The sequence below is a fragment of the Streptomyces sp. NPDC001135 genome (assembly GCF_053598395.1).
This window is the reverse complement of sequence record NZ_JBSFKD010000001.1, coordinates 387770-410925: the sequence shown is the minus strand read 5'-3', so window position 1 is coordinate 410925 and position 23156 is coordinate 387770. Positions and strand designations below refer to the sequence as shown.

General features: G+C 71.8%; 19 protein-coding genes, 1 tRNA gene and 1 pseudogene. 12 read left to right on the top strand and 9 right to left on the bottom strand.

The window, feature by feature from the left end; translation table 11 throughout:
• Positions 1–94: 94 nt before the first annotated feature.
• From pfkB to ACWC94_RS02030, 3 genes are all read right to left on the bottom strand, one after another.
• Positions 95–1042: a 1-phosphofructokinase gene (pfkB, locus tag ACWC94_RS02040; protein ID WP_450794404.1), complete on the bottom strand. Its 948-nt coding sequence runs from the start codon at positions 1040–1042 to the stop codon at positions 95–97.
• On the bottom strand, positions 1039–1800 hold the full coding sequence (locus ACWC94_RS02035) for a DeoR/GlpR family DNA-binding transcription regulator (RefSeq protein ID WP_450794403.1): 762 nt from the start codon (positions 1798–1800) through the stop codon (positions 1039–1041). The genes pfkB and ACWC94_RS02035 overlap by 4 nt, the downstream gene beginning before the upstream one ends.
• Positions 1801–2017: 217 nt before the next feature.
• A complete protein-coding gene (locus tag ACWC94_RS02030) occupies positions 2018–3448 on the bottom strand; it encodes an MFS transporter (RefSeq protein WP_450794604.1) in 1431 nt (476 codons plus the stop codon).
• A gap of 266 nt (positions 3449–3714) precedes the next feature.
• On the opposite strand from ACWC94_RS02030, the gene ACWC94_RS02025 reads away from it, so the two are divergent.
• Complete coding sequence (locus ACWC94_RS02025) at positions 3715–4701, top strand: helix-turn-helix transcriptional regulator (RefSeq protein WP_450794402.1); 987 nt, start codon at positions 3715–3717, stop codon at positions 4699–4701.
• Between the two features lie 101 nt (positions 4702–4802).
• Here the strand turns inward: ACWC94_RS02025 and ACWC94_RS02020 are convergent, their stop codons facing one another.
• Both ACWC94_RS02020 and ACWC94_RS02015 read right to left on the bottom strand, forming a co-directional pair.
• A complete protein-coding gene (locus ACWC94_RS02020) occupies positions 4803–5435 on the bottom strand; it encodes a TetR/AcrR family transcriptional regulator (protein WP_450794603.1) in 633 nt (210 codons plus the stop codon).
• 1449 nt (positions 5436–6884) lie between these two features.
• Entirely contained in the window at positions 6885–7883 is a 999-nt protein-coding gene (locus ACWC94_RS02015; protein WP_450794401.1) for a sigma-70 family RNA polymerase sigma factor, read from the bottom strand.
• Positions 7884–8097: 214 nt separating this feature from the next.
• Here ACWC94_RS02015 and ACWC94_RS02010 point away from each other — a divergent pair, with 214 nt between their 5' ends.
• Positions 8098–8628 carry an N-acetyltransferase family protein gene (locus tag ACWC94_RS02010; protein ID WP_450794400.1) on the top strand — a complete coding sequence of 177 codons (531 nt, stop codon included), beginning with the start codon at positions 8098–8100 and terminating at the stop codon, positions 8626–8628.
• Position 8629: 1 nt separating this feature from the next.
• Here ACWC94_RS02010 and ACWC94_RS02005 read toward each other — a convergent pair whose 3' ends face one another.
• A complete protein-coding gene (locus tag ACWC94_RS02005; RefSeq protein WP_450794399.1) occupies positions 8630–9442 on the bottom strand; it encodes a dioxygenase family protein in 813 nt (270 codons plus the stop codon).
• Between the two features lie 224 nt (positions 9443–9666).
• On the opposite strand from ACWC94_RS02005, the gene ACWC94_RS02000 reads away from it, so the two are divergent.
• Entirely contained in the window at positions 9667–10176 is a 510-nt protein-coding gene (locus ACWC94_RS02000) for a MarR family winged helix-turn-helix transcriptional regulator (RefSeq protein WP_450794398.1), read from the top strand.
• A 16-nt stretch (positions 10177–10192) separates the two neighbouring features.
• Here ACWC94_RS02000 and ACWC94_RS01995 read toward each other — a convergent pair whose 3' ends face one another.
• Together ACWC94_RS01995 and ACWC94_RS01990 are read right to left on the bottom strand one after the other, a co-directional pair.
• Positions 10193–11749, bottom strand: a complete 1557-nt coding sequence (locus ACWC94_RS01995) for an MFS transporter (RefSeq protein WP_450794397.1) — start codon at positions 11747–11749, stop codon at positions 10193–10195.
• A gap of 217 nt (positions 11750–11966) precedes the next feature.
• Positions 11967–12614, bottom strand: a complete 648-nt coding sequence (locus ACWC94_RS01990; protein WP_450794396.1) for a TetR/AcrR family transcriptional regulator — start codon at positions 12612–12614, stop codon at positions 11967–11969.
• Between the two features lie 589 nt (positions 12615–13203).
• On the opposite strand from ACWC94_RS01990, the gene ACWC94_RS01985 reads away from it, so the two are divergent.
• The 5 genes and pseudogenes from ACWC94_RS01985 (at position 13204) to ACWC94_RS01965 (ending at position 18277) form a co-directional block, all read left to right on the top strand.
• On the top strand, positions 13204–14421 hold the full coding sequence (locus ACWC94_RS01985; protein WP_450794395.1) for a M6 family metalloprotease domain-containing protein: 1218 nt from the start codon (positions 13204–13206) through the stop codon (positions 14419–14421).
• Between the two features lie 408 nt (positions 14422–14829).
• Positions 14830–16436 (top strand): annotated as a pseudogene (locus tag ACWC94_RS01980) (IclR family transcriptional regulator domain-containing protein).
• A 73-nt stretch (positions 16437–16509) separates the two neighbouring features.
• Positions 16510–16585: transfer RNA gene (locus tag ACWC94_RS01975), tRNA-Arg, on the top strand.
• A 393-nt stretch (positions 16586–16978) separates the two neighbouring features.
• Positions 16979–17545, top strand: coding sequence for a Uma2 family endonuclease (locus ACWC94_RS01970; RefSeq protein ID WP_450794394.1), 567 nt, complete (start codon positions 16979–16981; stop codon positions 17543–17545).
• A 72-nt stretch (positions 17546–17617) separates the two neighbouring features.
• Positions 17618–18277: a hypothetical protein gene (locus tag ACWC94_RS01965; RefSeq protein ID WP_450794393.1), complete on the top strand. Its 660-nt coding sequence runs from the start codon at positions 17618–17620 to the stop codon at positions 18275–18277.
• Positions 18278–18580: 303 nt separating this feature from the next.
• On the opposite strand, the gene ACWC94_RS01960 is transcribed toward ACWC94_RS01965, so the two are convergent.
• On the bottom strand, positions 18581–19222 hold the full coding sequence (locus ACWC94_RS01960) for a TetR/AcrR family transcriptional regulator (RefSeq protein WP_450794392.1): 642 nt from the start codon (positions 19220–19222) through the stop codon (positions 18581–18583).
• A 105-nt stretch (positions 19223–19327) separates the two neighbouring features.
• On the opposite strand from ACWC94_RS01960, the gene ACWC94_RS01955 reads away from it, so the two are divergent.
• The 4 genes from ACWC94_RS01955 (at position 19328) to ACWC94_RS01940 (ending at position 23121) form a co-directional block, all read left to right on the top strand.
• Positions 19328–19981: a CatB-related O-acetyltransferase gene (locus ACWC94_RS01955; protein ID WP_450794391.1), complete on the top strand. Its 654-nt coding sequence runs from the start codon at positions 19328–19330 to the stop codon at positions 19979–19981.
• Positions 19978–20832, top strand: a complete 855-nt coding sequence (locus tag ACWC94_RS01950) for an alpha/beta fold hydrolase (protein ID WP_450794390.1) — start codon at positions 19978–19980, stop codon at positions 20830–20832. Before ACWC94_RS01955 ends, ACWC94_RS01950 begins: the two co-directional genes overlap by 4 nt.
• A gap of 288 nt (positions 20833–21120) precedes the next feature.
• Positions 21121–21957 carry a TrmH family RNA methyltransferase gene (locus ACWC94_RS01945; RefSeq protein WP_450794389.1) on the top strand — a complete coding sequence of 279 codons (837 nt, stop codon included), beginning with the start codon at positions 21121–21123 and terminating at the stop codon, positions 21955–21957.
• Positions 21958–22113: 156 nt separating this feature from the next.
• Positions 22114–23121 carry a L,D-transpeptidase gene (locus ACWC94_RS01940; RefSeq protein ID WP_450794388.1) on the top strand — a complete coding sequence of 336 codons (1008 nt, stop codon included), beginning with the start codon at positions 22114–22116 and terminating at the stop codon, positions 23119–23121.
• Positions 23122–23156 lie beyond the last annotated feature (35 nt).

The following is a 23156-nucleotide window of genomic DNA, read 5'->3' as shown; positions in this document are numbered from 1 at the left end:
TGGGGGGAGGCGGTGGGGAGGGTGGCCGTGGTGAGTGACGGGGAGTCTCGCCAGGGCCGGGCCGGAGCGGTCGTACGACGGCGGGTCAGGGCGTTCATGACACCGGCTCCGTCAGTTGGCGGTCGAGCGGGATCTCGGGCGTGACGGTCACCGCCGCCGGGTCCAGGTCGGCGGGGGTCGGCATGACGCTGCCGGGGAGCTGGACGGCGGCGGCGCCGTGGGCGACGGCGGAGGCGAGGGCCTCGGGGCCGGTGCCGCCGGCGATCAGGAAGCCGGCGAGGGAGGAGTCGCCGGCGCCGACGTTGCTGCGGACGGTGTTCACGCGGGCGGCGGCGAACCAGGCGCCCGCGTCCTCCACGAGGAGCTGCCCGTCGGCGCCCAGGCTTGCGAGCACGGCGCGTGCGCCCATGGCGCGCACCTCCTCGGCGGCCTTCAGCGCGTCGCCCACCGTCGCCAGGGGGCGCCCGACGGCTTCCGCGAGCTCCTCGGCGTTGGGTTTCACCACGTCCGGCCGCGCGCGCAGCGCCTCCAGCAGCGCACGGCCCGAGGTGTCCAGCGCGATGCGTGCGCCACCGGCGTGCGCCCGCGTGACGACCTCGGCGTACCACGAGGGCGCGAGCCCCCGCGGCAGGCTGCCGCAGCACGCGATCCAGTCGGCGTCCCGGGACTGCTCGCGCACGGTGTCCAGGAGGAGTTCCTGTTCGGCCGTGGTCAGTTCGGGGCCGGGAGCGTTGATCTTCGTGAGCACCCCGTCCGCCTCGGCGAGCGCGATGTTGGAGCGGGTGGCTCCGGTGATCGGGACGGGCGCGACCTCGATGCCCTGCGCGTCGAGGAGGTCGGCGACGAGCGCCCCCGGCGCACCCCCCAGGGGCAGGACGGCGACCGTGTGCCGTCCGGCGGCCGTGACGGCGCGCGAGACGTTCACGCCCTTGCCGCCCGGGTCCATCCGCTCGGTCTCGGCGCGGATGACTTCGCCGCGCTCCAGGCGGAGGACCTCGTAGGTGCGGTCGAGGGACGGGTTGGGGGTGACGGTGAGGATCATGCGCGCACTACTTCCGTGCCGCCGCGCTCGATGGCGGCGGCGTCTTCGGGGCTCAGCCCGCTGTCGGTGATCAGCAGGTCCACGTCGCTCAGGGCGCTGAAGCGGGCGAAGTGTTCCTGGCCGTGCTTGGCGGAGTCGGCCAGCAGCACCACACGGCGGGCGGCGGCGACCGCGGCCCGCTTGACCGCGGCCTCGGCGAGGTCGGGGGTGGTCAGACCGTGCTCGGCGGAGAAGCCGTTCGCCGCCACGAACAGCACGTCGGCGCGGATCTCGCCGTAGGCGCGGAGCGCCCAGGCGTCCACGGCGGCGCGCGTGCGGTGTCGTACGCGCCCTCCGACCAGGTGGAGCTGGATGCCGGGGTGGTCGGCGAGGCGGGCGGCGATGGGCAGGCTGTGCGTGACGACGGTCAGGGAGGCCTCCAGCGGGATCGCGGCGGCGACCCGGGCGACGGTCGTACCGGCGTCGAGGATCATCGTGCCCTCGGTCGGCAGTTCGGCGAGGGCGGCCTTGGCGATGCGGTCCTTCTCGTCGGCGGCGGTGGACTCGCGCTCGGTGAGGTCCGGTTCGAAGTCGAGGCGGCCGACCGGGATGGCTCCGCCGTGCACCCGGCGGACGAGGCCGGCGCGGTCGAGGGCCTTCAGATCGCGACGGATCGTTTCCGCGGTGACCTGGAACTCCTCGGCGAGCGAGAGCACGTCCACCCGGCCGCCCTCGCGTGCGAGCCGGAGGATCTCCTGCTGCCGTTCCGGTGCGTACATGTCGCTGGCCTCCGACCGATGTCCGTTCGCTGCCGCGTGATGCCCGAACGTGTGGTTTCAAGGCGAGGCTACGCCCGGACTTCCTGAAAGTAAACAGGTTCGGATTCCAATCGGGCATGAACGGACTTCGGTAGCTGTCCGGAGGAGAGTGCGGCACATCGTCACGGACAACACGGAGGCCCGGCACCTGGTCGGTGCCGGGCCTCGTCGTGGCTGGTCAGGAGACCAGCTCGGGCTCCCTCTCCGTGGCAGACGGCTCCGTCTCCGCCGTCTCCTGCGCGGGCCGCTTCGGCAGAGCGGTCATCAGCAGGAAGATCACGCCCATGATCGCCGCGACCCACCACAGCGCGTACTGGAAGGCGTGCACGTACGCGGGCCCGACCTGGGCCTGGGCCAGCCGGTCGCCGATCTGGCCGAAGAACACCACGGACACGAGTCCGAGGCCGAGCGCGTTGCCCATCTGCTGCACCGTGTTGATCAGGCCGGACGCGGAACCGGCGTGCTCGTGCGGAACCTCCGAGAGCACCGCGTCGGTCAGCGGGGCGACGATCAGCCCCATCCCGGCCCCCATCACGACCAGCGGCAGGGCCATTTGCCACGAGGCGATGGCCAGGCCGTACCGGTGTGCCTCCCACAGATAGAGCAGGACGCCCACACCCATCACCAGCGCGCCCGCCTGGAGCACCTTCCGCCCGAACCGCGGTACCAGCTGCTGCACCGACAGACCGGCCGCCGTGGACACCGCGAGGGAGAACGGCACGCCGGTCAGCCCTGCCCGCAACGGGCTCCAGCCCAGGCCGATCTGCATGTACAGCGTCCAGACCAGGAAGAAGATGCCGAGTGCGACACCGAAGACGGTCTGCACGGCGATGCCCGCGGCGAAGCTCTTCACCCGGAAGAGGGACAGTTCGACGAGCGGGGAACCGTCCCTGGCAGCCTTCCGTTTTTCGTACGACACCAGCACCGCGAAGACGACGAGCGCGCCGGCCATGCAGGCGTACCCCCACAGCGGCCAGCCCAGCTCCCGGCCGCGCGTGAGCGGGTAGAGCAGCATCAGCAGGCCCAGCGAGACCAGGGCGACACCGACGAGGTCCAGCTTCAGCGCCTTGGGGGCCTTCGACTCGGTGATGAAGCGACTGCCCAGCAGCCAGGCCAGGACACCGACGGGGAGGTTGATGAGGAAGATGGGCCGCCATTCGAGGCCGAACAGGTTCCACTCGGTCAGCAGGGCGCCGAGCAGCGGGCCGGAGACCGCGCCCAGACCGACGATCGCGCCGAACAGGCCGAACACCTTGCCGCGTTCGTGGGCCGGGAAGGTGGAGTGCACGATCGACAGCACCTGCGGCACCATCATCGCCGCCATGCCGCCCTGCAGGATGCGGGAGGCGACCAGCATCTCCGGGTTGGCGGCGAAGCCGCACAGGGCCGAGGCGAGGGTGAAGCCGCCGATACCGATCAGGAACAGCCGCTTGCGGCCGTGGATGTCACCGAGACGGCCACCGGTGATGAGACCGGCGGCGAAGGCCAGAGCGTAACCGGCGGTTATCCACTGGATCTGGCTGACCGAGGCGTTGGCGCTCCGCTTGATCGACGGGATGGCGATGTTGACGATCGTCACGTCGACCAGGTCCATGAATGCAGCGGTCATGACGATGGCCAGGGCCAGCCAGCGATGCGCTCCGCCGACGGGAGCAGATGGGGAAGGCGTGGAAGGAGCAGAGGTGGAGAGCGCCGTCGGGGCCGGTGCGGCGTCTTCGGTCCCGGTTCGCTGGAGCTGGTCGCGCCCCGCGGGGGAGGCGCTGCCGGATACAGTCCCGCGCCCCTTGGCGGCGTTGCCGTCGATGTGGTTCATGTCGTCACCATAGGAGCCCATTAGGTCAGATCATGTCCTAGTGCTACGGCATTCTCGTAGTCATGACCACGGACACGCCGGCACGGCTGCTACAGCTCCTCTCGCTCCTGCAGACACCCCGCGAGTGGCCCGGCGGGGAGCTCGCCGAGCGGCTGGCGGTGTCGCGCCGTACCGTGCGCCGGGACATCGACCGGTTGCGGGAGCTGGGCTATCCGGTGCAGGCCACGAAGGGTTCGGACGGCGGGTACCGGCTGGTGGCGGGCAAGGCGATGCCGCCGCTGGTACTGGACGACGAGGAGGCGGTGGCCATCGCGGTGGGTCTGCGGGCCGGTGCCGGGCATGCGGTGGAGGGCGTGGACGAGGCGTCCGTACGGGCCCTGGCCAAGCTGGAGCAGGTGCTGCCGGCCCGGCTGCGCCACAGGGTGTCCACGCTGCAGGCGGCGACCACACCGCTGACCAGCGGGGACGGGCCGAGCATCGCGCCGGAGACGCTGACCGTGATGGCCTCGACGGTGGCGGGGCACGAGCGGCTGCGGTTCGTCTACCGCGCCAAGGACGGCAGCGAGTCGCGGCGGCTGACCGAGCCGCACCGGCTGGTGTCGACCGGGCTGCGGTGGTACCTGGTCGCCTACGACCTCGACCGTGCCGACTGGCGGACCTTCCGGGTGGACCGGGTGAGCGAGCCGTTCGCGACCGGAGCCCGGTTCGCGCCACGGGAGCTGCCGGCCGGGAGCGCCGCCGAATACCTGCGGCAGTCCATCCATCGGCGGCAGGAGACCTACGCGTTCGTGGTGCGGTTCGCCGCGCCGGCGGAGCAGGTCTCCGCACGACTGCCGGCATGGCTCGGGGCACTGGAGGACGACGGCGGGGGCGGTTGTGTCCTGCGGGGCACCTCCGGCGATTCCGTGGAGTGGCTGGCGGTGCGGCTGGTGATGGCGGGTTACGAGTTCACCGTGCGGGAGCCCAGTGAACTCGCCGCGTCCGCACGGGAGTTGGGCGGGAGGCTGAGCAGGGCGGGCGAGGGCAGTGCTGGGCACGGTGCCGGGTAGGGCGGTGCCGGGGAGGACGGTGCCGGGGGGCGCCCTGGGGTGAGGGCCCTGACTTGCCCTGCTTCACGTCTTCTTCGGTGACGGCCCGGCTTCCTCCGGCCTCACGTCCCTTCACCAGCGGTTTCGCCCTGCCCCCCGGCCCACTCGAAGCCCCGCAGGGAAACGAGGTTGCCCAGGGCGAGGGCCGCGGGGCCGTTCGGGCCGGCGGGCGGGGAGGATGCGGCGGCCCAGGACTCCACGGCCACGCGAACGGCGGCGCCGGCCACGGCGGCGGCGAAGCGGAGGTCGGGGGTGACCGGTACGGGGGCCGCGGGGCCGGCGCGGAGGGCCGTCGGTGTCGTGCGGTCCGCCAAGATCTCGGCCAGGGTCTGTTCCGATGCCTGGCACACCTCGGCCCAGACCTTGCGCAGGGCGGGGCTGTCACCGGCCAGCCGGATCAGGGTGCGGACCCATTCCCAGGACGCCACCGAGACCCCGACACCGGGGGTGAGGGTGTGGTGGACGGCGTGCTCCAGGGCCTCCGGGACGGTCAGGTGGGCCGGGGCCGAGCGGAGTGCTTCCGCCCAGAGCTGGGCGCCCGCGGCGTAGAGGGGGGCGACCGCTTCCTCCTTGGTGGCGAAGTAGCGGTAGAACGTCCGCGGTGCGATGCCCGCCGCCTGCGCGATGTCCTCGGCACGGGTGGCCCGCAGGCCCTGACGGACGAACAGGGCGGCCGCCGCGCGGGCGATCTCCATCCGGGTCTCGGCCTTCCGGCGTTCGGTCAGCGAGACCGGCGCAGAGGCGGAAAACAGCTGGTGGGCGGCGCTGGGGGTGGTGCTCACCCCGGCAGGCTATGCCCATGTGGCAGAATCTGCCATCCGACGGTCCACCCCGGGGTTCAGGTACGGGGTGGGCCGTCATTCCAGGATGCGCCGGAAGCGGATTCTGCCGCCGCAACCCCTCGCCGCAGCGCCTCGCCGCCTCCCCCGGCACCCCGTGCGCCTCCGCCTCGTCCCACCCCGCCCCGCCCCGTCCCATCTCGCCGCGCAAGTGGCTGCTCGGGCGTCCGGAAGCCGAGCGCGAACCTCCGCAGGAACACCTCCGCCCGCCCCGCCGCCCCTCGTCAACGGCTGACCGGCGCTTGAGCCGGTGTCGCCGGTGATCGACGGGCGGCCCCGGCGCTGCGGGAGCGGTCGGCGGCCCGAGGGGACACCCGGGCGAGCCGAGCGGTCAGCGGGTGCGGTTCCTGGCCGAGATGACTCTCAGGGGAGATGGGAGGTCGGGCAGCCGGGGGCTGTGACAGGCGTCCGGAACCTTTCCGTCGGGTGCGGCCGAATGTCGGCGGTTGGCCGTCGCCGAAGCCCAAGGCCCCGGATTCGACCGGTAGTTGACCGATGTACGGACGCAGATGAAGCCGGGCTCCGGCACCCGGGGGGGAAGGGTGCCGAAGCCCGGCTCGGGAGGTCCCGGCGCCGGGGGGGATTGCGTCGGGACCTGGCTCTGTGGTGCGGCGTGGGCGCGGATCTGTCGTGCGGCGTGGACGCGGATCTGTGGTGCGGCGTGGGCGCGTGGGGGGTCGGCCGTCTGTACGGTGTGTGGGGAGTGCGGTTCCGGGGGCTGGCTACTGCTGGGCCCGGAAGGGTTGTTCCCGCGGGCCCAGGAGTTGAAGCGATGGGGCAGCGCCATGTTTGCGCCGTCTTTCGCCACCGGCGTGCGCGCTCCCGGGGCACCGTACGCCCCCGAGGCACCACGCGTCTCCGCGCACCGGACGCACCCAGGCACACACCACAGGCTGCCGGACACCACGCACCCGGCACACCCCGCGCCCCGGGCAGCCGGACACACATCCGACACGCCCCGCACGCCTGACCCGCCCGGGCACACCGCCCGGCCCGCACGCCCAGGCATCTCGAGGGCATCCCCAGCACACCCCGCACCAGACACCCGGGCACGCCCCGCCCCCGTCCACCCCGACGGCATGCGGTAGCCGCGGACCCGCAGCCGAGACGGCATACCCCACTGGCCGGCCGCGGGCCCCGCAGCCGAGACGGCATGCCCCGGTGGCCTGGGCCCCGCAGCCGCCGGCAGGTACCACGACACACACGGCCCACAGCCGCCGACAGGCATGACGGCCACATGCCCCCGGCCGCAGCCGCAGGCCATGGCCGCCGCCGGCCCCGCCACCCGCATCCCCCGGAAGCCCCTTACGCCGCCGCGTCGAACCCGGTGTCGCGGGCCAGCTTCTTCAGTTCGAGGAGGGCGTGCTTCTCGATCTGGCGGATGCGTTCGCGGGTCAGGCCGTGCTCCTTGCCGACCTCGGTCAGGGTGCGCTCGCGGCCGTCCTCGATGCCGTACCGCATCTTGATGATGGAGGCCGTGCGCTGGTCCAGGCGGCCGATCAGGTCGTCCAGTTCCTCGCTGCGCAGGAGGGTGAGGACGGACTGCTCGGGACTGACCGCCGACGTGTCCTCCAGCAGGTCGCCGAACTGCGTCTCGCCCTCGTCGTCCACCGACATGTTCAGCGAGACCGGGTCGCGGGCCCAGTCGAGGACGTCGATGACGCGCTCCGGTGTGGCGCCCAGCTCCGCGGCGATCTCCGCGGGCTCCGGGTCACGGCCGTTCTCACGGTTGAACTCGCGCTGCACGCGGCGGATGCGGCCCAGCTCCTCCACCAGGTGGACGGGGAGCCGGATGGTGCGGGACTGGTCGGCGATGGAGCGGGTGATGGCCTGACGGATCCACCAGGTGGCGTACGTCGAGAACTTGAAGCCCTTGCGGTAGTCGAACTTCTCGACGGCGCGCACCAGGCCGGCGTTGCCCTCCTGGATCAGGTCGAGCAGGGGGAGGCCGCTGCGCGGGTAGCGCCGGGCCACCGCCACGACGAGGCGGAGGTTGGAACGGATGAAGATGTCCTTGGCTCGCTCGCCGGCGGCGACCAGCGCCTGGAGCTCCTCGCGGGTGGCGTCCGTCGTGGTCTCCTCCTCACCGTCGAGGACCTGCTGCGCGAAGACACCCGCCTCGATGGTCTGGGACAGCTCGACCTCCTTTGCGGCGTCGAGCAGGGGTGTACGCGCGATCTCGTCGAGGTACATGCCGACCAGGTCGCGGTCCGCGATCTCGCCGCCATGAGCGCGAACACTGCTTGCCGAGTCGGCCGTCTCGCCGGTGGCGGACTGACGACGGGCGACGGCACGGGTTGCCATGCGTGCTCCCTTGCGATGGTGGGCTGGCGGGTGGTCCTGCGAACGCTCGGCACTGGCGGGGACCGTCTCCGGGACTCCTTCTGAGTCCCCTGTGACTCTCTCCGGGTGCCCTGCATCCGTGGGAAACAACGACTGGAATCCGGACAGAATTCCCAACCCGCCCCCCAATTTTTCTGATCATGCAGTACCCTGTTCCGCCACGCTGGGAGGCGAGATGCCGACGCAACGTAAAGAGGCGCAGGTCAGACCGGGAGTCGAGGGTGACCTCAACGCCCTCACGGCGATCTACAACCACTACGTACGTGAGACGGCCATCACATTCGATACCGCGATCTTCACTCCGGAAGAGCGCCGTCCTTGGCTGCTCTCCCACCCGGAAGACGGCCCGTACCGCCTGATGGTTGCCACGGAAACGGAACCGGAGGGCGACTCACAGCGAATTCTGGGGTACGCCACATCCAGCCCTTACCGGCCGAAGCCCGCGTACGTCACATCCGTGGAGGTGTCGGTGTACGTCGCGCCCGACGCGGGCCGGCGCGGCGTCGGCACGCTGCTCTACGACACCCTCTTCAAGGTGCTGGCCGAGGAGGACGTGCACCGTGCCTACGCCGGGATCGCCCAGCCCAACGAGGCCTCCGGGCGGCTGCACGCCCGCTTCGGCTTCCGGTACGTCGGCACGTACCACGAGGTCGGCCGCAAGTTCGGCCGTTACTGGGACGTGGCCTGGTACGAGAAACAGCTGTAGCTCAGCCGAACTGCACCGACCGCTTCGCCATTCCCATCCAGAAGCCGTCGATCACGGACCTCTGCGCATCCAGTTCGCCGCCCGCCTCGGCCGCGCCCATGGTGACGAACAGCGGGGCGAAGTGTTCGGTGCGCGGGTGGGCGTAGCGGCCGGCCGGTGCCTTGTCCAGGAAGTCCAGCAGGGCGTCCCAGTCGCGGCCCTCCAGGGCGCGGCGGCCCCAGTCGTCGAACTCGGAGGACCAGCTGGGCACGCCGCCGCCGGTGTGCCGCAGGGCGGCGAGGTTGTGGGTGAAGAAGCCGGAGCCGACGATCAGCACGCCCTCGTCGCGCAGGGGGGCGAGCTTGCGGCCGATGTCCATCAGGCGCACGGGGTCGAGGGTGGGCATGGAGATCTGCAGGACGGGGATGTCGGCGGCCGGGAACATCTCAACGAGGGGGACGTAGGCGCCGTGGTCGAGGCCGCGGTCGGGGATGTCCTGGACGGGGGTGCCGGGGGCGCGCAGCAGCTTGCGGACGGATGCGGCCAGCTCGGGGGCGCCGGGGGCGGCGTACCGCACCCGGTAGTAGTGCTCGGGGAAGCCCCAGAAGTCGTGGACGAGGGGGACGGTGCGCACCGCGCCGAGGGCGAGCGGGGCCTCCTCCCAGTGGGCGGAGACCATGAGGACCGCCTTGGGGCGGGGCAGGTCCGCGGCCCAGGCGGCGAGCTGACCGGGCCAGACGGGGTCGTCGGCGAGCGGCGGGGCGCCGTGGCTGAGGTACAGGGCGGGCATGCGCCCGGGCCCGGCGGCTGGCTTCTCCTGTGCGGTGGTGGACATGACGGCGGCTCCCATGGACTCAGGCGCTCGTGAGCAGCGCATCAGTGCTCGTGAGCAGCGCTTCGGCGCTCGTGAACAGCACTGCCGCTCTCGTGAACAGCACTTCCGCGTGCGCGAGCAACCCTTGCTTCAGCTCATCGCTTTGCTTTAACTCTCAAGTTCTACTGCGAACCATACGCCCGACTTGTTCAAGTTTCAAGGAGCTGACTCGTACAGTGGGACACATGAACACGGCATCCGACTCCGCCGCACAGCCCCGCTGGCTCACCGACGAGGAACAGCGCGTCTGGCGCGCCTACCTGCACGCCACCACCCTGCTGGAGGACCACCTCGACCGGCAGCTGCAGCGCGACGCGGGCATGCCGCACATCTACTACGGCCTTCTCGTCGGCCTCTCCGAGGCCCCGCGCCGCCGGCTGCGGATGACCGAGCTGGCGATGCAGGCGAAGATCACCCGCTCCCGGCTGTCGCACGCGATCGCGCGGCTGGAGAAGAACGGCTGGGTGCGCCGCGAGGACTGCCCCTCGGACAAGCGCGGCCAGTTCGCCGTGCTCACCGACGAGGGCGTCGAGGTACTGAAGCGCACCGCGCCCGGCCATGTGGCCGCCGTACGGCAGGCGATGTTCGACCGGCTCAGCCCCGAACAGCAGAAGGCCCTCGGCGAGATCATGGAGATCGTCGCCGAGGGCCTCCAGCCCAACGAAGCGGGTGCGGACCTGCCCTGGCTCCGCTAACGCACCGCCGGCCCGGTCAGTGGGCCACCACCGGCACCGGCACCTCGTCCTCGACACCCTCGCCGGAGATCACCTCGGTGGTGCCCGGGCGGCCGGCGTTGACGAAGGTGAAGGCGATCAGGGCGGCCACGCCCAGGATGCCGACGGCGAACCAGATCGCCGTGCTGTAGCCGTGCACCATCGCCTGGAGCCCGACCAGCTGCTGCTGCGGCTTGCCGGCGGCGCCCGCGATGTGGTCCTTGAAGTACGACGTCTTCGCGGACGCGGCGATGGTGTTCAGCAGGGCGGTGCCGATCGCGCCGCCCACCTGCTGCGAGGTGTTGACCATGGCGGAGGCGACACCGGCGTCCCGGGGCTCGACGCCCTGGGTGGCCAGCGACATCGCCGGCATGAACGCCGTACCCATGCCGAGACCGAGCAGCACCATCGCGGGCAGCAGCAGGGTCAGGTACGACGAGCCGATCTCCAGCTGGGTCAGCAGCAGCATGCCGAGGCCGGCGACCAGGAAGCCGGGGCCCATCAGCAGCCGGGCCCGGATCCGGGTCATCAGCCGGGTACCGATCTGGGTGGAGCCGGTGATCATGCCGGCCACCATCGGCAGGAAGGCGAAGCCGGTCTTGACCGGCGAGTAGCCCTTCACGACCTGCAGGTAGTAGGTCAGGAAGAGGAACAGGCCGAACATGCCGATGATCGCGAGGCCCAGGGAGAGGTAGATGCCGCCGCGGTTGCGGTCGCTGACCACGCGCAGCGGCAGCAGCGGGGCCTTGACCCGGGACTCGACGGCCACGAAGGCGAGCAGCAGCACCGCGGACGCGACGAACATGGCCACGGTGACCGCGTCGCCCCAGCCGTCGGACTCGGCGCGGGTGAAGCCGTAGACGAGGGCGACCAGGCCGAGGGTGGACAGCAGGACACCCGGGATGTCGAGCGGGTTGCGGTTGCGGCCGCCCTCCGGCTCACGGATGACGAACCACGCGCCGAGCGCGGCGACGACGGCGAACGGGACGTTCACGAAGAAGGTCCAGCGCCAGTTCAGGTACTCGGTGAGGAAACCGCCGAGGATCAGGCCGACGGCACCGCCGCCGCCCGCGATGGCGCCGTAGATGCCGAACGCCTTGGCGCGCTCCCGGGCGTCCGTGAACATCACGGCGAGCAGCGACAGGGCGGCCGGGGCGAGCAGCGCGCCGAAGACGCCCTGCAGGGCGCGGGCACCGAACATCATCGGGCCGGTGGTCGCGGCACCGCCGAGCGCGGAGGCCAGGGCGAAGCCGGCCAGGCCGGTGACGAAGGCGCGCTTGCGGCCCCACTTGTCGGCGATACGGCCGCCGAACAGCAGCAGGCCGCCGAAGGCGAGGGCGTAGGCCGTGACGACCCACTGCCGGTTGCCGTCGGATATGCCGAGGTCGGTCTGGGCGGAGGGCAGGGCGATGTTCACGATGGTGGCGTCGAGGACGACCATCAGCTGGGCGAGCGCGATGAAGACGAGCGCTTTCCAGCGGTTGGCGTCGCCGGCGCGTGCGGCGAAGCCGGTCGGCGCGGTGGCGCCGGGAGCCTTGCGGGCTGCTTCGGACATGGGGGTACCCACTTCGGGACTTCGTGACGGAAAAGGGTCAAGAAAAAGGGTCAAGAACGGCTGTACGCAGCCGCAGGGATGGACCGGGGTCGGCGGCGGAACTCATCGGTGAAGCAATCGGTCAGGGACTGGCGCAGCACATCGGTCGGGGACTGACGCAGCACATCGGTCGGGGACTGACGCAGCACATCGGTCGGGGACTGGCGCAGCACATCGGTCAGCAGTCGCGCAGCTCCTTGATGGTCACGGCCGTGCCCGGCAGGGCGGAACGGGCGGGCGCCCGCAGGCCGTCGAGGAGAAGCTGCAGGTGGCGGTGGACGAAACGGTCGCCGCGCAGGCAGTCCGTGCCGGCCGGGGGCCGGCTCAGCTGGGCCACGGCGATCATCAGGTCGCCGACGCCGACGTCGGGCCGGAGCTGTCCGGCCGCCCTGGCCCGGCCCATGACCTCCTCCACGAGCCCTTCCACGCGCTCACGGGAGGCTTCCAGGTCGGGGTGGTGCTGGTCGAACGTGTCGGAGATCATCGGGCACAGCGCGCTGATCCGCTCCTCGGCGGTGGCGTGCACGAAGCGCTCCAGCGCGGCGAAGGCGTCCCCGGTCTCGGCGAGGGCCACTTCGGCCGCCTCGGCCGTACGGTCCATGACGGAGCAGACGACCTCACGGACGAGGGCCTCGCGGTCGGGGAAGTTGCGGTACACCGTGGCGTTGCCGACGCCGGCCCGGCGGGCGATCTCGTCGAGCGGCACGTCCGGGCCGTGTTCGACGAACATCTCCCGGGCGGCGGTGACGATCCGCTCCCGGTTGCGCAGGGCGTCGGCGCGGGGCCGGTGCGCCCTGCGCGGTGCGGGGGTGGTCGCGGTCGGCACGGTGGACTCCTCGGTGCTGGGGCTGTGACCGGCGCTGGTGCTGGTACTGGTCCGGCGGCGCTGGTACGGGGTGTGGTGGCAGGGGTGCCGTTCTGTCAGGGGTGTCGGCCGGGCGGGCGCGGCGATCCGGGGAGACAGTGCGAGACAGTCCCCGTGTCACTTCGTTCGCTCGGACACAGGGCTAAACGGGGAAACGCTCCCCGGTTATTTCCCGCCCGCGAAAAGAAGTCCTGTGACCTGAGCCACGTTCACCGCCCCACTCCTCGCCCGCCGGGATTCACCCCCGTGCGGACCGGCATTCCCACGATCGGTCTCCTCCAGCGCGCGGCCCCCACCCCTCCGACACAGGGTGAGCGCAAGGGTGCAGCCGGGAACCGGCGGCTGCCGTGGAGCGAAGGGCCCATGCATGCAGCCGCAGCCGCCCCGCCGCATCTCCCTTCCCCACGGGCGCCTCCCCGACGGAGGCCGCACCCCCGGCCGGCCGTCCGGCGGGGGTTCCTGCCAGGGATCGCGGGGCCGCGCCCCCCGCACGGGCCGCAGCCGCATACGCAGCCGCATACGCCCGCGCCGGGCGGCCGCCCTCACCGCGGTGACCGCACTGACCTTCGCGGTCAGCACCTCGGCCGGCACCGCACACCTGACGGCGCCCACCACCGCCGGGCCCATCGCCATGGCCCGCTCCTCCGCCCTCGACCCCTGTACGGTCCGCGGCGGTCTCGACGTACAGATGACCGAGGGCCTGCCCACCCCGCACGGCTACGCCCGCTCCACGGGCACGGTCCACGCCCTGACCCTGATGGTCGACTTCTCCGACGCGCCCGGGCACGGCAGCGCCATGGACCGCCTCCGCGAGTTCTTCCCGCAGACCCGGGAGTGGTTCCGCACCGCGTCGTACGGCCGCCTGGACTACCGGCCGGAGACACCGATCCCCGGGTGGCTGCGGATGCCCAAGCCCTTCAAGGAGTACGGCATCGAGCGCGGCGCGCCCTTCGATCCCGGCTACCGGCAGCTGGTGCAGGACATCGTGGACGCGGCCGACCCGACCGTCGACTTCCGCTCGTACGACCTCTTCAACATCCTGATCACCCCGAACGCAGGCCCGTCCGCGCTGGACACCGTCCTGTCCGTGACCTTCGCCGGCAACACCGACGCCCCGGTCGCCGACGGCGTCCCCATCGCCAACGCGTCCTTCGTCTACTCCCGCCAGGACGACGGCTCCGGCTCCTACGGCCGCACCGGCTACCGGGTGCTGCCGCACGAGAACGGCCACACCTTCGGCCTGCCCGACCTGTACACACAGGAGGGCGGGGGCGCGGTCGGGCACTGGGACATCATGAGTGAGGACTGGGGGGCCAACAACGACCTGCTCGCCTGGCACAAGTGGAAGCTGGGCTGGCTGGACAGCACCCAGGTGGGGTGCGCGGCGACCCGGGGCAGCGTCGAGTACCTGCTGACGCCGCTGTACAAGCCGGGCGGCGGGAAGCTGATCCTCGTCCCCGTCAACGCCCACAGCTCCTACGCCCTGGAGGTGCGCGAGCAGGGCGGCAACGACGAGGCGATCTGCCGCCCGGGCCTGCTGATCTACAAGGTCGACGGCACGATCGACACCGGACGCGGTCCCGTCAACGTGTACGACAGCCACCCCAACAGCGGCGGCTGCACCCGCAGCCCCAACGTCCAGGCAGAACTCTCCGACGCCCCCTTCTCCCCCGGCACCTCCTTCAAGGACCCCCGCCACGGCATCACCGTCCAGGTGATCGACAAGGACGAGGACGGCACCTATCGGGTGCGGGTCACGCGGGCGTAGGGGTCACGCGGGCGTAGGGGCTGTGCGCGCAGGGTCGTGCGCGCAGGGTCGTGCGCGCAGGGTCGTGCGCGCAGGGTCGTGCGCGCAGGGGTTGTGCGCGCAGGGGTTGTGCGCGCAGGGGTTGTGCGCGCAGGGGTTGTGCGCGCAGGGGCTATGCGCTCAGGGGGTGCGTACGACGCGGGGGCTCACTGCGCGGGCCTGATTGCGCAGAGGCTCGTCGCGAGGAGTGGGCTGCGGAGAGCTGGCTGCAGGAAGCGAGTTGGGGGGAGCGAGTTACAGGGAGCGGGTTGGGGGAGCGGTCGACGAGAAGCGGTTCGCGGAGCTCTTTGCGCAGGTGGGGGCCGATCGGGCGAGGGGGTGCCGGGCGAGGCTCACCGTAGGCGTGCCCGGATGCCGTACGGAGAGCCGATGCCCGCGAAGACCGCACTGGAGACCGACGCCCGTGGCGAAACGGGGGAGGCGGTCGGGCCGTTGCTGCGGGGGGTCGGAGTGCTGCGGCGGCTGACCGAGGCGGGCGGCACGCTGAGTCCGAGCGAACGGGAACGGACCACCGGCCTCGCCCGCGCCACGGTCGACCGCATCACCGCGACCCTGTCCCGCATGGGATACGTCCGCCTCGACGGCCGGGACGTCCTCCTGCCCCCTACGTGATGGAGCTGGGCAACGCCTACCTGGCCGCCCTCCGGCTGCCCGCGCTGCTCGGCGCCCGCGCCGACGCCCTCGCCGACGAGCTGGACGAGTCGGTGTCGCTGGCGGTCGCCGACCTCGACGGCATCCGCTTCATCCACCAGGCCACCCGCCGCCGCGCGATGTCCGTGAGCTTCCGCACCGGCGACCTGCTCCCCGCCGAACGCACCGCGCCGGGCCCGCTGTTCGCGACCGAGTGGACGCGGCCGGACTGGGCCCGCTGGCGCGCCCGCCGCGCGGCGGATCCGACGGACGCGACGTTCCCCGCCGTACCGCCCCGCCCGCTGCCCACCGCCGGCTCCACCTTCACGGCACGGGTGGAGCGGGCGCGCCGCGACGGCTGGGCCATGGACGACCAGCTGATCGAACCGGGCCTGGTCGCCGTCTCCGCACCGGTGCGGGATCCGGGCACCGGCCGCCTGGCCTGCGTGGCGAGCGTGGTCAGCCACACCAGCCGGCACCGCGCGGCCGACCTGCGCACCGGTCTCCTGCCCCGCCTTCGTACGGCGGTGGCGGCGATGGAGTCCGACCTGCGCACCGCTCCCCCGCCGCAGCCCGGCCAGCCGCCCTCGGGCCTCGCGACCTGGACCACGGCGTCCAAACACGAGCTGGGCCGGGACTTCGTGGAGTCCCTGGCGCGCGGCCTGACCGTCCCGGCCGCGTTCGGCGAGGGCCGCTCGGCGCTGTCCCTGGCCGAGGTGGCACGGGCGACCGGCCTGGCCCGGGCCACGGCCCGCCGCACACTGCTCACCCACGAACACCTCGGCCTGGTGCTCGCACGCCCCGACCGCACCTTCGCCCTCACCCCACGCGTCCTGGACCTCGGCTTCCCCCCGCTGTCCCGCACCACGCTCCCCCGCCTCGCCGAGCCCCACCTCCGCGCCCTGGCGAACCGTCTGCAGGAGCCGACGGCACTCGCGGTCCTCACGTCCGACGGCACGGAGATCCAGTACATCGCCGGGGCAGGGGCGAGCCGCGTCCTGACCGTGCGCATCGCGGTCGGCGCCCGCCTGCCCGCCGCCGCGACGTCCCTGGGCCGCGTCCTCCTGGCGGACACCGCCGACCCGCCGCCGCCTCTCACCAAGGTCCGCGCCCAGGGTTACGCCCTGGCCGACGCGGAACGGGAATCGGGCCTGCGCTCCATCGCCGTACCGGTACGGGACCGCGCCGGCCGCACGATCGCCGCGCTGAACGTCGCCACCCACGCGGCCCGCCGCACCCTCGAGGACTGCCTCCACGACCTCCTCCCGGAACTCCGCAGAACCGCCGACCACATCCAGGCCGACCTGCACACCACGTCCCGCTTCACCCGCATCCCCCTCTCCTGAACCCAGCACCCCACCCGCCCGCCCCCTGATCCGGTACCCTGTGGACCGAGCGCCCCACCGGGCGCCCGACCACGCCTTCGTAGCTCAGGGGATAGAGCACCGCTCTCCTAAAGCGGGTGTCGCAGGTTCGAATCCTGCCGGGGGCACCACGCATTACCGCTCTGACCTGGGGGTTCCCCCTCAGCGAGGCGCTCAGCTCGGCCTCGGACTCCTTGTCCGGGGCCGTTTTGCGTGAGCGTCGCGCCGCGAGCCCGCACCCGGCCACAAGCCTTGCCACGGCTCTGACCGGCACTCGCCGGGCCGACCGTTGCCGCACTCCGCGGCGTGGGCCACCGGGTCAGTGGTGCCGCTGGCCCGTTCCGATGCTGCGGTGACGGGTCCACCATGCCCACCGCGCCGGTTCCTCCTTTGTCGTGGGCTACCTGGTCGGATACCGGCCGACGGGAGCGGGCGTGAGCGAGATCAGCGTGCCGGACGGATGGCAGACAGTACGCTGAACCCAGCGGGATCGGGCCCGCAGCACAGTGTCCGGGAGGTGCTTCATGACGGCCGAGATGGTAGCCCCGGCATGGATGCATGAGCAGATCACGGCGGAGGAGTACGAGTCCTGGTCCGAGGAGCAGTGTGCCGGTATCGAGATCGTGGACGGGATGGTCGTCGTGAGTCCCAGCGCGTCCAAGCGGCACAACCGGCTGGCCCGGATTCTGGCGAACGCCCTGGATGCCGCCGCGGGCCCGGAGTGGAACGCCGACACGGACTTCGACGTCCGGCTTCAGGACATCCCGCTCACCAATCGGCGCCCGGACGTCGTCGTGTACCGCGCAGACACGATCGACATCACCCCCACCCGCCCTGAGCACGTGCTGCTGGTCGCGGAGGTGGTGTCACCAGGCTCGGAGACCACCGACCGGATCGTGAAGGTCGACCAGTACGCCAAGGCAGGCATCGGCTTCTACTGGCGGATCGAGCAGGCCGCGACAGGCGTTCCTCTCGTGTACACCTACGTTCTCGACCCCGCGACGAAGACCTACCGGGACGGAGACGTGTTCACCGGCGTCCTCAAGGTAGTGGCCCCCTTCCCGGTGGAGATCGACCTCGGGCAGGTCTGACCTGGCGCTGCTCAGCGGCCGGCAGCGCGTGACCTGGACACCACCATCGCCTTCCCGGGCCCGGACGGCCTCGTGACCAACGGCAGACTCGATCAGGGCGGCAGTTCCTCCGGAGGCTTCGGCGCCGACGGCGGCTGGTACAGCGCAACGGTCACTCCGCCCGGCGTCGACTCGGTACTCAAGGGGGAATCCGCCGGTACAGGCGCCTGGGAGACGCCGAACGGCCGGATCGACAGCGCCACGGGCGACTACCTGATCGCCGGCTGGTACACCACCTCCGACAAGCCCATCTCCGCCGTACACGATCTGGCGACCGGCAGGCTCCGGGCAACTGCCCCGTGCGAGACCATCGGCACCCCCTACGATCTGCGGGCACCCAAGTGGCCCGATCCCTACGACACCCCTCCGGGCCTGTCCCCCAACAGGGACTACCTGGTCGAGGACGGCGGTGTTTTCGACCTGAAGACGGGCAAGGGCCACTGCGTCGGCGAAGGGAAGGACGCCAAGAAGGTCACTCTCGTCTCCGTCGGCGACGACGGCACCGCCTATGGTCTGACCGAGCAGGAGGGCACCGACGGGAACATGCCCGTCTCCGTCTCGGCCGAGACCGGGGTCGCCAAGCCGCTGCCGGTGGCGACCACGACACCGGACGCCGTTGCCAAGGGCGCGGGCGTGTTCATCACCTACGCCGGTCAGTACATACGCCTGATCGTTCTCAACGCTCGGAACTGAGTGCCGCATCGGGAGCAGTATCGGGGGCAGTTCCGGGTGTCCGAGTGTCGGCAGGCGATCGTCCGCCGGCACTCGGGCCACTGATCACGAACGCGCTGATGAGCGCTGTCGATACGGGCCGGCCTCCGCCCGGGCCCGAGGGCAGGTCGGCGGGGCGCCGGCCGGAGCTCACCCAGCTTGGCCTTCGCCTTGGCCGACTGCCTGGCGCGGCGCTTGTGCGTCTTGGCCGCCGCGCCCGCGCGTCGCCGGTATGACGGCCCTCGCCGAGCCGGGCCCCTCCCGGACCGATCCCGATGAAGACGATCAGGGTTCTGCCGTGTTGAACAGGCCGGCGCGGGCGGCGAGCAGGGCGGCGGCGGCTGCGCGGTGGGCGGCCCGCTCGTCGAGGGGTTCGCCGGTGATGAAGAGGCAGTGGTAGAGCGGGGCGGTGGCGGCCCGGATCAGCTCCACCGGATCGACACCTGCGGGGAGTTGCCCCCGTTCCACGGCGCGGGTCACGACCTCGGCGGCCTGCTGGTGGCGGGCGGTGAAGAAGGCGCTGAGCGCCGCCGCGCCGAGGTCGGAGCGGAGGGCCGCGCCGATCAGGGCGGTCGGGGTGGTGCGCAGGTCGGGGTCGGTGAAGGTGGCGTACACCTCGTGGGCCATCAGGTGGATGTCCTCGTCCACGTTCCCGGTGTCGGGGATCGGCCAGGGCTGGTCGGCGGAGAGCGCGAGCGCGTCGGCGATCAGGCCGTCGATGCCGCCCCAGCGCCGGTACACGGTGGATTTGTTGACGTCGGCGCGGTGGCAGATCGCCTCGACCGTGAGCTGGTCGTACCCCTTCTCGGCGAGCTCGGCGAGGGTCGCGGCGACCACGGCCGCGCGGACCCGGGCACTTCGCCCGCCGGGCCTGGTGCCTGCCCTCGTGGCCTTCATGGCCGTCGCGGCCTCCGACTTCTCAGTCAAAGTCGACTCCAGTTGCTTTAAGGCTTGCGTACGAGTGGACGTCCTGCAAGGATACTAACGCGCCTCCAGTTGCTTTAGTCATTGCAGTAAAGGAAGGACGTCACCATGACCGCATCGATCCCGAACCCCGACGCCCTGCACCCCCTGCCCGAGCACAACCGGGTGGTCCTGCTCCGCCCGCTGGTCACTGACGCCCGGATCGAGGTCGGCGAGTACACCTACTACGACGACCCCGACGGCGCGACGGAGTTCGAACGCCGCAACGTGCTCTACGGCTACGGGCCCGAGCGGCTGGTGATCGGCAAGTACTGCGCGATCGCCGCCGGCACCCGCTTCCTGATGGCGGGCGCCGCCCACCCCACCATGGGGGTCTCCACCTTCCCGTTCACCATGTTCGGCGGCACCTGGACGGAACGGACCCTCGACCTGGTCACCGGCATGCCCAACCGGGGCGACACCGTGGTCGGCAACGACGTCTGGATCGGCTACCAGGCGCTGATCATGCCGGGTGTGCGGATCGGTGACGGCGCGATCGTCGCGGCAGGCGCGGTGGTCACCGCCGACGTCGAGCCGTACACCGTGGTCGGTGGCAACCCCGCCCGCCCGATCCGGCGCCGCTACGAGGACGCCGACATCGAGCGGCTGCTCGGGGCGGCGTGGTGGGACTGGCCGGTGGAACTGGTCACGGAGCACCTGCGCACCATCATGGCGGGCACGCCCGCCGAGATCGAGCGGATCGCGAAGGAGGTCACCGCATGACGGTGGAGACGCGGATCGACGGCATCGCCGTCCTCGACCACGGCGGGGAAGGGCCTGATGTGGTGCTGCTGCACGGTGCCAACCGCACGGCGCTCGACTGGGAGCCCGTCCGGCCCCACCTGACCGGCCTGCGGCTGGTCGCCATGGATCTGCGCGGGCACGGACGTTCGGCACCGGCGTCCTCGTACGCGTGGGAAGACCACCTGGCCGACGTGGACGCCGTGGTCCGCGCGCTGGGGCTGCGCAGGCCCTGGCTGGTCGGGCACTCGCTGGGCGGCGTGATCGCCGTGCGGTACGCGGTATCGAGGGACTGTGCCGGCGTGGTGGACCTGGACGGCTTCGGCGGCGGGGTGCCCGCGCTGTACCCCGGGCTGACGCCCCAGGAGGTGCGGGAGCGTCGAGCCGAGCAGACCGCTCTCTTTGCCAGTGCCCCGGCTGCGTCGGAGCCCGGACAGCTTGAGGCACGGGCACGGGCGACGGCCGAGCGCTTCGGGTGGGACCCGGAGCACGAGGTGGCGCGCGCACGGCGCTCCGAAGGACGCCCTCTCCCGGATGAACTACCCGCGCTGATGGCCCCGCTGGCGGGCTACGACCTGTTCGCAGAGGTCCGCGCACTGCGCATACCGGCCCTGCTGGTCGCCGGCGGGCGCGCGCCGGACCTGGACCACCTCCCGCAGCACATCAGGGAGTTGAACGAGGCACTGGTACGCGGCATCGGACGGGAGCTCGCGGCGTTGCCGGGCCATGTCCGCGTGGTCCGGCTGGAGTCGGCCGGGCACATGGTTCACCTCGACGAGCCGGCCCGGGTCGGCAGGCTGATCCGGGAGTTCACGGAGCCGTCCGGGAAGTGACGGCGGTCCCGGACATGGCGAGGTTCATGTAGCCCATGTCGATGGCGGCCGCGGGACCGACGGCGGTCCGGCTGCTACGCGGTGTGAGCATGACCTCGGCCAGCGGCCCGAACAAGCCCCGGCCGGAGGGCGCGCCCTGGGGGGCACCCCCCTGTCCACCGAGCCCTCCACCGCTCTGCCGTTCCGCACAGGGGGCCGGCCGTGAACGGGCCGCCGTGCCGGACGCCTTCGCCGACTCTCCTAGGCTGGCGCGGACACGCCGTCGACACCGGCCAGCTTGGAGAACACGTGCCACCGGTCCAGCGCATCACCTCCCGCAACGCCCGTTTCCAGCAGTGGGAGTCGCTGCTGACCAACCGCAACAAGCGAACGCGGCTGCGCGAGTTCCTCGTGCAGGGTGTCCGTCCCCTCTCGATGGCCGTCCGGTACGGCTGGCCCGTCAAGGCGCTGATATACGACGGCAGGCGGACGTTGTCGCAGTGGGCGCAGGAACTGCTGCGCACGGTCGATGCCGAACGGATCGCCATGGCACCGGACATGCTGGCGGACCTCGGGGAGAAGAACGAGAACGCGCCCGAGCTCGTCGCCGTCATCGAGATGCCGGCCGACGACCTCGGCCGGTTCGGCGCCGGTGACGACTTCCTGGGTGTGCTGTTCGACCGGCCGACCAGTCCCGGGAACATCGGCAGCATCATCCGGTCGGCGGACGCCTTCGGGGCGCACGGGCTCATCGTGTCGGGACACGCGGCCGACGTGTACGACCCCAAGTCGGTGCGGGCGAGCACCGGTTCGCTGTTCGCCGTCCCCGCGGTACGCGTGCCCTCGCCCGGTGACGTGATGGCCTGGATCGAGGCGAAGCGGACCGAAGGGCAGCCGATCGTCCTGGTCGGCACCGACGAGCAGGGGGACTGTGACGTCTTCGACTTCGACTTCACCCAGCCGGTGTTGCTGCTGGTGGGAAACGAGACGTCCGGGCTGAGCAGCTCCTGGCGGAGCCTGTGCGACCACACGGTCAGCATTCCGATGACCGGATCGGCGAGTTCCCTGAACGCCGCGAACGCCGCGACCGCCGTGCTGTACGAGGCCTCCCGGCAGCGGATCGCCGCGCGCAGGCGCCCGGCCTGACCTACGACCGGACGACCTGACCGGGACGGCCGGACGGCCGAGGGCACCCCTCCATGGGCGCCGCGACCCCGGACGTACGAAGTTCCGATCCGATGCAACCTGGCCCCGAGCCCGTGCGTATAGGAGGCGATACCGCACCTCACTGGGGGGACTTACATGTACGTGGACCGTTCGGCCCGTCGGACCGCCGGCCGTCTCGGCGCCGCCGTCGCCACCTGTATCGCTCTGCTCTCGGCCGTCGGCTGCTCGACGGACACCGCTACCGGTGTGCGCACGGCCGACGGCGCACCGGACGCCCGGGTCTCCGCCGCGGCGCACGCGAAGGCCAAGGGCGGGGACGGCACGGGCCGGACGTCCGAGGCGCGTCCGGCTCCGTCCATGCCGGAGCCCGCCGTGCTCGCGCAGGCCCGGGTGAACATGTCCGACGGGCAGACGGTCGGGGTGGGCATGCCCATATCCGTCACCTTCCCCCGGCCGGTCCCCGCCGCCGAGCGCAAGGCCGTGGAGAGCTGGCTGCGGGTACAGACCCCGTCCGGGACGACCGGCGCCTGGAGCTGGGTGAAGGACCAGAACCTCCTGGACGGGCAGCGTGTCGACTTCCGCCCCCGCACCACCTACTGGCAGCCCGGCACCACCCTCACCCTGCGCCTCGGTTCGCACGGCGTCCGCCACTTCACCATCGGCCGGTCGCTGGTCGCCACGGTCGACGCCAGAACCCACCAGATGACCGTCCGCACCGGCGGGAGGACCCGGCGCATCCCGGTCACCACCGGACAGCCGGGACTGGACACCTGGAACGGGACGATGGTCGTCATGGACAAACAGTCCAAGGTCCTCATGGACTCCCGCACCGTGGGCCTCGGCAAGGAGTACCGCGGCGACTACTTCTGGGCCGTGCACCTGACGACGTCGGGAACGTACGTGCACCAGAACCCGCGGGCGGACACCGAGGCCGGACACCGTAACGTCACCCACGGCTGTGTCGGCCTCGCCACCGACGGCACCGCCAAGCGCTTCTACGACCAGGTACGGGTCGGCGACGTCATCACGGTCACCGGGTCGGACAAGGCCACCGTCGCCGCCGGCAACGGCTACGGCGACTGGAACCTGACCTGGAAGCAGTGGCTCGAGCACAGCACCACCGGACAGACCACGACCGCATGACCCCCACCGCACCGGCGGTACACCACACGCCCCGC

Excerpts from the sequence above, each read along its gene's own strand:
- pfkB (WP_450794404.1), bottom strand. The coding sequence starts at position 1,042 with ATGATCCTCACCGTCACCCCCAACCCGTCCCTCGACCGCACCTACGAG.
- ACWC94_RS02035 (WP_450794403.1), bottom strand. The coding sequence starts at position 1,800 with ATGTACGCACCGGAACGGCAGCAGGAGATCCTCCGGCTCGCACGCGAG.
- ACWC94_RS02030 (WP_450794604.1), bottom strand. The coding sequence starts at position 3,448 with ATGACCGCTGCATTCATGGACCTGGTCGACGTGACGATCGTCAACATC.
- ACWC94_RS02025 (WP_450794402.1), top strand. The coding sequence starts at position 3,715 with ATGACCACGGACACGCCGGCACGGCTGCTACAGCTCCTCTCGCTCCTG.
- ACWC94_RS02020 (WP_450794603.1), bottom strand. The coding sequence starts at position 5,435 with ATGGAGATCGCCCGCGCGGCGGCCGCCCTGTTCGTCCGTCAGGGCCTG.
- ACWC94_RS02015 (WP_450794401.1), bottom strand. The coding sequence starts at position 7,883 with ATGGCAACCCGTGCCGTCGCCCGTCGTCAGTCCGCCACCGGCGAGACG.
- ACWC94_RS02010 (WP_450794400.1), top strand. The coding sequence starts at position 8,098 with ATGCCGACGCAACGTAAAGAGGCGCAGGTCAGACCGGGAGTCGAGGGT.
- ACWC94_RS02005 (WP_450794399.1), bottom strand. The coding sequence starts at position 9,442 with ATGTCCACCACCGCACAGGAGAAGCCAGCCGCCGGGCCCGGGCGCATG.
- ACWC94_RS02000 (WP_450794398.1), top strand. The coding sequence starts at position 9,667 with ATGAACACGGCATCCGACTCCGCCGCACAGCCCCGCTGGCTCACCGAC.
- ACWC94_RS01995 (WP_450794397.1), bottom strand. The coding sequence starts at position 11,749 with ATGTCCGAAGCAGCCCGCAAGGCTCCCGGCGCCACCGCGCCGACCGGC.
- ACWC94_RS01970 (WP_450794394.1), top strand. The coding sequence starts at position 16,979 with ATGACGGCCGAGATGGTAGCCCCGGCATGGATGCATGAGCAGATCACG.
- ACWC94_RS01955 (WP_450794391.1), top strand. The coding sequence starts at position 19,328 with ATGACCGCATCGATCCCGAACCCCGACGCCCTGCACCCCCTGCCCGAG.
- ACWC94_RS01950 (WP_450794390.1), top strand. The coding sequence starts at position 19,978 with ATGACGGTGGAGACGCGGATCGACGGCATCGCCGTCCTCGACCACGGC.
- ACWC94_RS01940 (WP_450794388.1), top strand. The coding sequence starts at position 22,114 with ATGTACGTGGACCGTTCGGCCCGTCGGACCGCCGGCCGTCTCGGCGCC.